Origin of the sequence: Streptomyces sp. NPDC059567, from assembly GCF_042735655.1 — a bacterium.
Taxonomy (GTDB): Bacteria; Actinomycetota; Actinomycetes; order Streptomycetales; family Streptomycetaceae; genus Streptomyces.
Genome location: NZ_JBHWBS010000003.1, coordinates 178,473 through 190,336 on the forward strand (window position 1 = coordinate 178,473; position 11,864 = coordinate 190,336).

The 11,864-nt window shown below is 72.1% G+C and carries 9 protein-coding genes; 4 read left to right on the plus strand and 5 right to left on the minus strand.

Annotated elements, in window-relative coordinates; all coding sequences use genetic code 11:
• Positions 1-124 precede the first annotated feature (124 nt).
• Entirely contained in the window at positions 125-1,615 is a 1,491-nt protein-coding gene (locus ACFVZW_RS03275) for an MFS transporter (RefSeq protein WP_384515998.1), read from the minus strand.
• Between the two features lie 157 nt (positions 1,616-1,772).
• Here ACFVZW_RS03275 and ACFVZW_RS03280 point away from each other — a divergent pair, with 157 nt between their 5' ends.
• From ACFVZW_RS03280 to ACFVZW_RS03295, 4 genes are all read left to right on the plus strand, one after another.
• A complete protein-coding gene (locus ACFVZW_RS03280) occupies positions 1,773-2,213 on the plus strand; it encodes a MarR family winged helix-turn-helix transcriptional regulator (protein WP_384516001.1) in 441 nt (146 codons plus the stop codon).
• Positions 2,214-2,363: 150 nt separating this feature from the next.
• The gene (locus ACFVZW_RS03285; protein WP_384516004.1) at positions 2,364-3,446 is read left to right on the plus strand and encodes a sugar ABC transporter substrate-binding protein; all 1,083 of its coding nucleotides are present in this window, start codon (positions 2,364-2,366) and stop codon (positions 3,444-3,446) included.
• Positions 3,447-3,484: 38 nt separating this feature from the next.
• Complete coding sequence (locus tag ACFVZW_RS03290) at positions 3,485-4,264, plus strand: ATP-binding cassette domain-containing protein (protein WP_384516007.1); 780 nt, start codon at positions 3,485-3,487, stop codon at positions 4,262-4,264.
• On the plus strand, positions 4,261-5,538 hold the full coding sequence (locus ACFVZW_RS03295) for a sugar ABC transporter permease (protein ID WP_384516010.1): 1,278 nt from the start codon (positions 4,261-4,263) through the stop codon (positions 5,536-5,538). Before ACFVZW_RS03290 ends, ACFVZW_RS03295 begins: the two co-directional genes overlap by 4 nt.
• Positions 5,539-5,571: 33 nt before the next feature.
• Here the strand turns inward: ACFVZW_RS03295 and ACFVZW_RS03300 are convergent, their stop codons facing one another.
• The 4 genes from ACFVZW_RS03300 to ACFVZW_RS03315 all read right to left on the minus strand — a co-directional run.
• Complete coding sequence (locus ACFVZW_RS03300) at positions 5,572-7,566, minus strand: hypothetical protein (protein ID WP_384516013.1); 1,995 nt, start codon at positions 7,564-7,566, stop codon at positions 5,572-5,574.
• Positions 7,563-8,720: a VWA domain-containing protein gene (locus ACFVZW_RS03305; protein ID WP_384516016.1), complete on the minus strand. Its 1,158-nt coding sequence runs from the start codon at positions 8,718-8,720 to the stop codon at positions 7,563-7,565. The genes ACFVZW_RS03300 and ACFVZW_RS03305 overlap by 4 nt, the downstream gene beginning before the upstream one ends.
• Entirely contained in the window at positions 8,717-11,110 is a 2,394-nt protein-coding gene (locus tag ACFVZW_RS03310) for a DUF5682 family protein (RefSeq protein ID WP_384516018.1), read from the minus strand. Before ACFVZW_RS03310 ends, ACFVZW_RS03305 begins: the two co-directional genes overlap by 4 nt.
• The coding region (locus ACFVZW_RS03315; protein ID WP_384516021.1) for an AAA family ATPase at positions 11,107-11,864 on the minus strand (758 nt) is incomplete at its 5' end. The genes ACFVZW_RS03315 and ACFVZW_RS03310, both read right to left, overlap by 4 nt.

Sequence of the window (11,864 nt, forward strand, 5' to 3'; positions counted from 1 at the left end):
TGCGCAACCGGCTCAACTCCGCGACCGGACTGCGTCTGCCCTCGTCGCTGGTCTTAGGCCACCCCACCCCCGCGGCGCGCGCCCGCCCGGGGCGGGGGGGGGGGGGCCGCCGCCGTTCGGACGGTCAGGCTGTCGCCGCCGCGGCCGTCTGCTCGGCGGCGGGCAGGCTCACCGCCGCGGTGCGGGGCTCCTGCCGGGCGCGCAGGCCCACCCGGCCGATGACCGCCACGAGCGCGAAGGCCGCCGCCCCGATCCAGAAGGTGAGGGTGAAGCCGGACTCCGCCGGCAGGGCGGGAGCGCCTGCCGGGAGGTGCTCGATGGTCTGCGAGGCCAGGATCGTGGTGACCACGGCGCTGCCGATCGCGCTGCCGGTGGAGCGGGAGATGGAGTTGATTCCGTTGGCGATGCCGCTCTGGTGGGGCGGGACGCTCGCCATGATGACGGCGGGCATCGCCGCGTAGCCGAAGCTGACGGCCGCACCGACCACCACGCCCGCGCCGATCACCGAGACGGTGTGGGCGTGGTCGAGGGCGAGCCAGCCGAAGCCCACGGCGCCGAGGCCGGCGGCCAGGACGAGCGCCGTGCGCGGCCCGCGGTGGCGGACCAGCCGGCCGCCGATCGGCGAGGCGAGCAGGGAGACGATCGCGCCGGGCAGCAGGAACTGTACGGAGGCGCGCAGGATGGACGCGCCGAAGCCGTAGCCGGTCAGCGCCTCGGGCATCTGGACGAGGTACGAGACGCCCAGGAAGTTCGCGAACATGCCGAATCCGACGAGGACGCCGGCCAGGTTGGCCATGAGCACCGGACGGTGGACGAACATCCGCATGTCCACCAGGGGTTCGCGGACCTTGAGCTCGGTGAGGACCCAGACGACGGTCATGACGGCGGCGCCGGCGAAGCTGCCGAGCGTACGGCCGGAGGTCCAGCCCCACTCCTGCCCCTGGGAGATGGGCAGCAGAAGCAGCAGCAGGGTGAGGCCGAGGGTCAGCGCGCCGAGGAAGTCGGTGCGTCCGCCGGTCTTGTGGCGGGTCGCGGGGACGAGGAGGACCACCGCGAGGAGAGCGAGGGAGGCGAAGCCGGTCGCCATCCAGAAGGCGCTGCGGTAGTCGGCGTCGGAGCCGGAGGTCAGCAGGCCGGTGGCGACGAGTGCGAGGCCGCTGCCGAAGGCGAGGGTGCCGCTGACGAGTGCCATCGCGCCGGGCAGCTTCTGCGGGCGGACCTCCTCGCGCAGGACGGAGAGCGCGAGCGGGAAGATCGCGGTGGCGGCGCCCTGAAGCACACGGCCCAGGACCAGCAGCGGGAGCGAGGTCGCCAGGGCGGCGATGACGGAGCCGATCACCATGACGCCGAGGACGGCCACCAGCGTGGGCTTCTTGCCGTGCTGGTCGCCGAAGCGGCCGAGCAGCGGGGTGAAGACGGCGGCGGAGAGCAGCGTGGCGGTGGTCACCCAGCTCACGTTGGCGGTCGAGGTGCCGAGATCGTCGCGGATGAGACCGAGGATCGGGACCGGCAGGGTCTGCATCATCGACACGACCATGGCCGCGAGGCTCAGCGCGAAGATGACGACCGTCTCGCGCCGGGGCCCGGCGGTGGGCGGGGGAGTGGAGGGGCTCATGTCGGGGAGGACCTTCTCAGTGCTTCGGGGTGCTCAGGGGTGCTTCAGGGCGTGGATGTTTGATGTCATCAAGTAACTCCGTCGACGGTAGACGTAGATAGTTCAGGTGGTCAAGTAAACAATTGATAATGTCAAGGATCTTGAGTACGCTCGAAGCGTGAGCACGACGACCCCTGAGACCCCCACCAAGCTCCAGCTGCTTGAGCTCCTCGCCGCCATCGGATCGGCCCAGTGGCGTGACTTCGCCGCCGCCGCGGCCCACCACGGTCTGACGTCGATGCAGGGCAAGGTCCTCGCCCAGCTCGACACCCCGAAGCCGATGCGCGCGCTGGCGACCCTGCTGGTCTGCGACGCGTCGAACATCACCGGGATCGTGGACCGCCTGGAGGCTCGCGGCCTGGTGCGCCGCGAGCCCGACGCCGCCGACCGCCGCGTGAAGAACGTCGTGGTGACCGACGAGGGCAGGGAGGTCATCCTGCGCGTCCGCGAGGAGATGCAGGCGACCCACGGTGCGCTCGACACCCTCGGTGCCGAGGACAGTGCGACCCTGTATGCCCTGCTGGAGCGCCTGCGCCCGGGCATGGAGAAACGCGCCTGAGGCGAAGTGGCGTTCTGAAGGCAGTGCGTGGGGTGGCGTCACCCGCTTGCCGGTGCCTGGGTTACGGCTAATGTCGTATTAAGGCCATATCTGCACCCTCGTTTCCGCGCTCTTCGGGCGAAGGAAAGGGGGCGTACGGAAGGAGCCCCCATGTCCCGCACATTGCGCGGCGCGATAGCCCTGGTCGGGGCCGCCGCTCTCTCGCTCGGCGCCGTGGCGACCAGCGGCGCCGCCCAGCCGGGTGAGGCGAAACAGGACGTCAAGATCGGGCTGCTGCTGCCCGAGAGCAAGACCACGCGGTACGAGAAGTTCGACCGGCCGTACATCGAGCAGAAGATCAAGGAACTGGCTCCCGACGCGCAGATCGACTACTACAACGCCGCCGAGAGCGCCACCACCCAGCAACAGCAGGTCAACACCGCCCTCGCCAAGGGCAACAACGTGCTGATCCTGGACGCGGTCGACGCCAAGTCCATCCAGTCCTCGGTGCAGAAGGCCCATGACGCCGGTGTGAAGGTCGTCGCCTACGACCGCCTCGCGCAGGGCCCCGTCGACGCCTACGTCTCGTACGACAACTTCAAGGTCGGCGAGTTGCAGGGGCAGGCGCTGCTGAAGGCGCTCGGTGACAAGGCCGACACCGGGCAGATCGTGATGCACAACGGATCTCCCACCGACCCCAACGCCGCGGAGTTCAAGGCCGGTGCGCACTCGGTCCTCGACGGCAAGGTAAAGATCGGCAAGGAGTACGACACGCCGAACTGGGACCCCAACAACGCCAACCAGCAGATGTCGGGCGCGATCAGCGCACTGGGCAAGGACAACATCGTCGGCGTGTACTCGGCCAACGACGGTCTGGCCGCCGGCATCGCCACCGCTCTCAAGGCGTCCGGCATCAATGTGCCGTTGACCGGCCAGGACGCCCAACTCGACGCCATCCAGCGGATCCTGCTCGGCACCCAGACCATCACGATCATGAAGCCGTACAAGCCGGAGGCCGACATCGCCGCCACCATGGCCGTCGATCTCGCCGAGGGCAAGGAGCTTCCCGCGTCCCTGACGCCCACGACCGTCACCAGCGGCAGTGGCGAGAAGGTCCCGGCCAATCTGCTGACCCCGATCGTGGTCGACAAGAACAACATCGGCGACACGGTCGTCAAGGACGGTCTGTACACGGTCGCCGAGATCTGCACTCCCACCTACGCCGCAGCCTGCAAGGAGGCCGGACTCCAGTAGCCGTAGCCCATCGGGGGTGTGCGGAGGAGGCGGTTGGATTGCCGGAAGGACCTGTGCTCACGCTGCGGGGGATATCCAAGCGGTTCGGCGCCGTGCAGGCGCTGTCGGGCTTCGACCTGGAGGTCCACCCCGGCGAGGTCGTCGCGCTCGTCGGTGACAACGGCGCCGGGAAGTCCACCGCGGTCAAGGCGATCGCCGGGGTGAACCCGCCCGACGAGGGCGTCATCGAATGGCAGGGCCGGAAAGTCACCATCAACCGGCCCCACGACGCCCAGAACCTCGGCATCGCCACCGTCTACCAGGACCTCGCGCTCTGCGACAACCTGGACGTCGTCGGCAATCTCTTCCTCGGCCGCGAGCTGAAACGCTTCGGCGTGCTCGACGAGGTCGGGATGGAACGGCGTTCGCGCGAGCTGCTCAGCACGCTGTCGATCCGTATCCCCAGCGTCCGTATCCCCGTCGCCTCCCTCTCCGGCGGCCAGCGGCAGACCGTCGCGATCGCCCGGTCCCTGATCGGCGAACCGCAGGTCGTCATCCTGGACGAGCCCACCGCCGCCCTCGGTGTGGAGCAGACCGCCCAAGTCCTCGACCTGGTCGAACGGCTCCGCGACCACGGGCTCGGCACCATCCTGATCAGCCACAACATGGTGGACGTGATGGCGGTCGCCGACCGCATCGCCGTCCTTCGCCTCGGCAGGAACAACGGGTTCTTCGACAAACGCTCCACCACCACCGAGGAGATCATCTCCGCGATCACGGGCGCATCCGACAGCGCCGTGACCCGCCGCCAGGCCCGTAAGCGGGAGGAGGAGCGATGAACCGGGACCGACGCCCCGACGACGCCTCCGCCCAGGAACCGGCGCCCGAGGCGATGCCCGCCGTCGACAGCCGGCTGCTCGTCCGCGAGGAAGGGCTCCGCGGGTACCTCGGCGAGTTCAAACGCAAGCTGCGCAGCGGCGAGTTGGGTTCCCTGCCCGTCGTCATCGCCGTCGTCATCATCTGGACGGTGTTCGGCAGCCTCGACAGCGCCTTCCTCTCGGCCCAGAACCTCTCCGACCTCAGCCAGCAGATCGTCGGCACCGGCATGATCGCCGTCGGGATCGTCTTCGTCCTGCTGCTGGGGGAGATCGACCTCTCCGTCGGCTCCGTCAGCGGCCTGTGCGCGGCCATCTTCGCCGTGCTCAACGTCCTGAACGGCATGAACGAGTGGCTGGCGCTCCTCGTCGCCATCGCGGGCGGAGCGGCCGTCGGGCTCATCCAAGGCTTCTTCTTCGCCAAGGTCGGCGTGCCGGCGTTCGTCGTCACCCTCGCGGGCAACCTCGCCTGGAACGGCCTGATGCTCCAAGTGCTCGGCACCAGCGGCACGGTCAACATCCCCAGCGACAGCATCGTCTCCGAGCTCTACTCGACCATCTTCCACAGCCCCGCCGCCGCCTATGTGACCGCGGCGGTCGGCGTCGGACTCTTCCTCGCGGCCTCGCTCCTCGACGCCAGACGCCGGCAGGCCGCCAAAGTACCGTTCCGCCCGATCGCCGAGATCGTGCTGCGTACGGTCGTCATCGCCGCGATCGCGTTCGTCGCGGCCTACATCCTCAACCAGTACCAGGGCCTGCCGCTCGCGCTCCTGATCTTCCTGATCCTGCTGGTGGTCGTGGACTTCGTGCTGCGCCGCACGTCGTACGGGCGGCAGATCTTCGCCGTCGGCGGCAACATCGAGGGCGCGCGCCGCGCCGGTATCAGCGTGCCGTTCATCCGCATGTCCGTCTTCTCGATCGCGGGCACCATGGCCGCGGTCGGCGGCCTCTTCCTGGCCGGACAGATCCAGTCCGCGAGCCAGACCTCCGGCGGCGGCAACCTGCTGATGAACGTCATCGCGGCGGCCGTCATCGGCGGTACGAGTCTGTTCGGCGGGCGCGGCTCGGTCTGGTCCGCCCTGCTCGGCGCCCTGGTGATCGGATCCATCCAGTCCGGGATGAACATCATGGGCGTCAGCAACGCGGTCCAGTTCATGATCACCGGATCGGTACTGCTCGCCGCCGTGGTCGTCGACTCCCTGTCCCGCAGGAGCCAGAAGGCCGCGGGCCGCGCCTGAGCCTCCTGATCCGCCCCCGCGTTCCCGCGCCCGTCAGAGCGCGCGGGAACGCAGCTCCGACGCCGTCACGAGATGGATCTGCGCCTCCACCCAGGCCCCGACGGCCGCTGCGGGACCCGCCTGGCGCAGCGCGGCCGGGACGGCACGGACCAGCTCCGCGGCCGTGGCCAGACCGATCCGTGACAGGCGGGTCGCCGACTCCTCGACTCCCGTCAGCGCCCCCTCGGGAAGGTGCCGCAGACCACGGGCTGCCGCGGCCGCCAGACAGGACAGGGCGGACTCCAGGGCTCCGGTGATCGGGTCCTCCGGGCGACGTGCCACGGTCGGGGCGAGGCGCCCGCCGACCGGCGGCGGAGCCAGATCGGGCACGATCACACCCGCGGTGGTCATCACGGCGATCGGGTCCAGGACGAGGCCGCCGCCCGATCCCCGGACGAACGCGCTGAGGTGCCGGACCTCGCCCCGACCGCCGTCCAGTGCGGCGGCGAGCGCGTCCAACCCACCGGGGCTGTGCGGGTTGTACGACGCCAGGACCGTCGCGGTCGTCCCCCGTGCGTCGGTCACCGTCGCCTCGAGCCGCTGCTCCGCGGGGTCGTAACCGATCTCCCCGACCTCGTGGACCTCGACCACATGGACGGACTCGGCCTCGACCCGGGCCCGGACCAGGCGCGGAGGCAGCCCGGCCAGTGCGCGGGCGTGCGCGGCGAAGTCCCGTACCAGCAACGGCTCGGGGAGTTCCGACCACGCCGTGCCGACCGGCGTCACACTCGTACCGGCCACCCGACTCGTCCCGATGGTGAGCGAACGGCCGGGCGTACGGGAGGCCCGCTCGCTCACCAGGTGCGAGCGGGCCACCGCGCCCAGGGTGGAACCCGCGATCCTCCGCGACGCCAGCTCGTGCCCGGTCGACTCCCGGCCTTCCGCCAGTTCCCAGTGCCGGCGCAGCACCAGAGCGATGCCGGCGCCGCCGTGGGCGAAGTACACCTCTGCCGTCCGGCCGGCGGGAGTGCCACCGACGCGGCAGCCCAGCGCGGTCAGCCGGACCCGGCGGAGCGGTGTGTCGCCCCGCTCCCCGGAACCGAGGATCAGGGACGCATACGGCGCCCCGTTCGCGGAAGCCCGCCCGCGGGCATGCAGCTCGGTCAGCAGGAAGGCCAGCTCCTCGGCCCGGTAGTGGGCACCCCGTGCGGCATGGTCGTCCAGCTGCGCGATCAACTCCGTCAGCGCCCCGGCAGGCCAGTGCAGGGCCGCGGCGGTCAGCTCGTCCCGTACCCGGCGCAGGGCCGTGGCCAAGACCGGTCCGGCGTGCGCGACACCGTCCAGGAGCAGTTCGTCGACGAGCGAGACCGCCGTGTCCAACGCCGCTTCGCCGGTGCCGGACCGGCTCTCGCGGCCGCCGACGTCGATCTGCGACGGCGGGGCGTCCGGGTCGGCCTCCACGGCTGCCCGGAACGCCCAGACGGCGAGCGCGATCATCTCCCCGCGCATGTCGTCGGAGGCGTCGGTGACCGCGTGTCCCACGGCGTCGCGACCGGGGAACCGCACGGTGCAGGTGGGAAGTTCCGCTCGCGCGCCGGGCTCCTCGGCGCTCGGGTGGCGCAGCCGGGCGGTGTAGCCGCGCGCGAGCGCACGCCGCGCGGAGGCCACCGCACGGCGCCCGACGGCGGTGGTCAGCGCCTCGTCGTCGAGATCACCGGGGGACCAGGGCCGCGCGGACGCGTCGGCCGGCGGTACGTCGGCGGCGGGCCGCTCCTCGACCGTACGCCGGTAGGCGAGGACGAGCCCCAGCAGATGGCGGCAGAGCCCCGGTGCCCCGCAGCTGCAGGAGCCCTGGTCGAGGCCCGCGCCGGGCGGCAGCGACACCTCCGTACCGTCGGGGAACCGGCCGCGCAGCGTGGCGTCCGCGGCGAGCGACACCGACGCCCCGGTACCGGCGTCGAGCTCCTTCGTGGCGCGCTTCACCAGACCGCGATTGGTGAGGGCGGCGAGCGTGTCCGCGTCGAGTGCGAGCAGGTCGGTACGGGTCATCGGCCCAGCCTCTCGGCCACGAAGGAGGCGAGCTCGCCCGGCGTCATCGCGCCGACGTGCGCCCCGGCGTCGGCCAGACGCTGCGCCAGCCCCCGGTCGTACACGGGGTCGGCGTCCTGGTCCAGCGCGGCCAGACCCAGCACGGTGGTGCCCTGCTCGACCAGCGCCCGGACCCCGCGCACCAGCCGGTAGGGGTCGCCGCCCTCGTAGAAGTCCGTGATGAGCACGACGATCGCGCGCCGGGGGTTGTCGATGAGCCCGGCGCCGTAGTCCACCGCCCGCGCGATGTCCGTACCGCCGCCGAGCTGGACGCGCATGAGGAGCTCGACCGGATCGGTCACCTCGCTCGTCAGGTCCACCACGTCGGTGTCGAAGGCGACCAGATGGGTCCTCAGACCCGGCAGCCCCCACAGGCTCGCGGCCGTGACGGCGGAGTGGATGACCGAGTCGACCATGGAGCCCGACTGGTCCACCAGCAGGATCAGCTGCCACTGCTCCAGGTGCTTGCTCGTGCGGGAGTGGAAGCGCGGACGCTCGATCAGCACGCGGCGCTCTTCGGGCTGGTAGTGGGCCAGATTGGCCTTGATCGTGCCGCGGAAGTCGAAGTCCCGCGCGAGCGGCAGCCGGCTCGGGCGCCGCGAGCGCGTCCCGGTGAAGGAGCGCCGGACCTCGGGCCTGAGCTGCTCCAGGAGACGGCGGACGACCGTCTCGACGATCCGCCGGGCCAGGCGCAGCACCTCGGGGTTCATCAGGTGCTTGGTGCGCAGGACGGCGCGCAGCAGCGTCGGGTTGGGCTCGACGCGCTCCAGGACCGCCGGGTCGGTGACGATCTCGTGGATCTCGTAGCGCTCGACGGCGTCCCGCTCCAGGCGCTCGATGGTCTCCTTGGGGAAGAGGCGGTGGATGTCGTCGAGCCAGTCGACCGCCGTGACGGCGGACGGCCCGTCGCCTCCCTCCCGGGTGTGAGCGCCCGCACGGACACCGCGCCGTGCCTGCTCGGCATCGCGACCGTAGAGCCAGTCGAGCGCGGCGTCCCGGGCCGCCGCCTCGCCGGAGAGCGGCCCCGTGCAGCGCTCCGCGGGGGCGCCCAGGACGAGCCGCCAGCGCTCCAGGCCGGGATCGGGGGTGTTCGGTGCGGAATTCCCGGTGGTCATGACGTGGCTCGCAGACCGTAGGTGTCGAGGGCGCGCCGCACATGGGCCTCCAACTCCTGGGCGCGTGCGATCAGCAGGGGGTCGGCGGTGGTGCGCAGCAGTGAGCGTGCCGAGCCGCGCAGCCCGCGCCGCTCGATCAGCCGGGCGGCGATCTGCTCGCGCTCGCGCGGCGGGAAGTAGGCGAACGCCTGCCGCAGCGCGGGCAGACCCGCCAGGAACTCCGTCTCCGTCATCGCCCGGACCAGCTCGTCCAGTACGTCGATCAGCGGCTCGGGACCGCTCCGTCCGGTCAGTTCCTCGCGGGCGACCGAGAACAGGCCCGCGAGCCAGTCGCCGAGCGTCCCGGGGTCCCCGATCGCGCGCGCCGAGGCCCCCGCGCTCGCGGCGGTCCCCGCATCCCGACCCGTGCCGCCGCCGTCGGGACCGGCGGCCGGGGCGAGGACCCGGAACAGTCCGAACGCCGCACCGCGCAGGTCGGCCGGCGCGGCCGCGTCCAGACTGATCCGGCGGAACACCGCGGCCGCGGCCTCCCGCGAGACGGAGAGCAGCTCCTCGGCCCGCAGCAGCGCGTCCCGGACCGCCGCCAGCGCACGCAGCCGGTCGGGATCGGGGCCACCCGATCCGTGCAGACCCTCGACGAGCCACAGGACGCGGCCGACCGCGGCGTCGATCGCCGCGGCGAGCAGCGGATCGCGAGCCACGCCGTACACCCGGTCGTGCCGCCACAGCCCCAGTGCCGTACCGAGCACCCGGCCCAGCGGGCCGGGCGAAGCGGCCCGGCCGAGACCGGCGCAGAGCGTGGAGAGCACCTGGGCCGAGAGCCGAGTGGCGCCGCACACCACGGCGTCGAAGAGGACATCGGCCAGGGCGCCGGCTTCCGTACCGGCGTCCCGTGCCCGGTCGCCGAGTGCGACCGCCGCGGCCTCCTCCAGGCTCGCGCCGAAGCAGCCCGCCTCGATGAGCGCCGCCTCACGGCCCGCCCCGGGCGCGGGCTTCCAGCGCTCGGTGAAGACCGGGTCGGTGCCGTGGGCCGGACCAGACACCCGCACGAACCCGGGGATCCGCAGCACCCGCAGGCGGTGCAGCACCTGACTGCGGGCCAGGTCCGCGGGGTCGGCCAGTTCGAGGGTCACGGCCCGCGAGCCGTCCAGGCCGAGACCCGTGAGGCGGGCGGCGACGTCGTGCACCAGAGGGGGCACGGGCGTGTCGGGGTGCAGCCGTCCGACGCGGTCACCGGAGCAAGCCGCCACCATCTCCACGACGACCGGGTGGGCGCCGGCGGCGAGCGCTCCACGGCGGGTCCACGGCAGCGGCTCGTCGAGGGCGTCGGTGACGAGCGCGCCGGCCAGCCCGTCCAGAAGGTCGAGGCGGGTCGGCAGCGGGTGGCCGCGCAGCGCCGCCAGGCCGGACGCGGTGCTGTGCGCGGCGATCAGGGCGGCGGTCGACACGGGGTGGTTCCGCGCGCGCAGCCGCTTCACGACGGCGCGCACCAGGTCCTGCCCGGCGGCGCGCGGGCCGGCCTCCCACAGTCGCTGGTAGTAAGCGGGCGAGGGCATCCCGGACTGATAGCCGGCGAACGCGTCCAACTGGCGGAAGGAGTACGGCACGAGGAAGCTGCCGCCGATCGCCCCGTCCGGCGGCGCCGGCACCGCCGGCCAGCCGCTCTCCCGAGGAAGGTCCAGGTCCTTCTGCTCCGGGCCACCGACGTCCACGAGGGTGCGTAGCGCGGGCCGGTGGAACCCGCCCGTGACGACGAGAACCGGCCGTTCCCCGGCGGCGGCCACGGCGGCCCGCACCCAGGACGCCATGTACCGCTCGCGCGCCTGATCCCCCTCGTCCGCGGCGGCGTCGCCACGGACCACGTCGAAGTACGCGTCGAGACGCGCGGCGAGCCCGTCGACCCTCTGATCGTCGCCTGCCTGATCCGAAGCCGGCCCGGGGGTCGGCCCCGGGGCGGACTCGAACATCCGGTCCCACAGGGCGTCGGCCGAATCGACGCCGAAGCGGCGGCACAGCCGGTCCGTCGCCTCGGCATGGCGGGCCTCGGCGTCCGCGTACCGGTTGGTCCGCCCGGCGAACGCCGGATGCCACGCGGGCAGGTCGATGAAGCGCACCTCGGCGCCCGCCGCCCGCCCCGCCGTGAGCGCGACCCACTCGGGGGAGTAGTCGCAGAGCGGAGCCCAGGACGTGGCGGCGCGCCCCTCGTCCCGGTAGTGGCTGAACACCGCGATCGGCAGCTCGTGGCCGAGGAGCAGCTCGTCCAGACGCCCATTGAGATCGGCCGGTCCCTCCACCAGGACGTGCGCGGGCCGCAGCTCCTCGATGGTGCGGGCCACCAGCCGCGCGCAGGCGGGGGAGTGGTGCCGTACGCCCAGGAACGTGACCGTCATCCGCCCGCCAGCAGATGGCGGGACGCATGCAGCGCCTTCCACTGGGCGCCGCGCCGACCGGAGACCCGCTGCTCCAGATAGCGGCGCAGCCGGGCCAGGTCCTCCGGGCTGTCCTTGGCGGCCGTACCGGCCAGACAGGTCACCAGGTCGGCCGCGTCGCCCGGCTCGCCCCGCAGGAACCAGCCCCGTACACCCATCGCGTGGGCGACCGACACGGCCTCCGCCGTGCTCATCACGGAGGAGAGCCGGTCCATCGCGGAGCCGTCCTGGCCGACTCCGGAACGCAGCTCACGGAAGGTGGTCACCAGGACCTCCATCACGTCCCGGTCCGGTGCGGCGGTCACGCCCGAGCGGCGCAGCAGGGCCGTCGCCTCCGCCTCGACCAAGGCGATCTCGGTGTCCAGGTCGGGAATGGGGAAGACGGTCTCGAAGTTGAAGCGCCGCTTGAGCGCGGCGCTCATCTCGTTGACACCCCGGTCCCGGGTGTTCGCCGTAGCGATCACGTTGAAGCCCTGCCGGGCGAAGGCCATCGCCTCGGGTCCCTCCAACTCCGGTATGGACACGACCCGTTCGGACAGCAGCGAGAGCAGCGAGTCCTGTACCTCCAGCGGACAGCGGGTGATCTCCTCGAACCGTACGAGCCGGCCCTCCTGCATCCCCCTCAGCATCGGAGCCGGCACGAGCGACCTCGTCGAGGGACCCTCGGAGACCAGCAGGGCGTAGTTCCAGGAGTACTTGATCTGGTCCTCGGTGG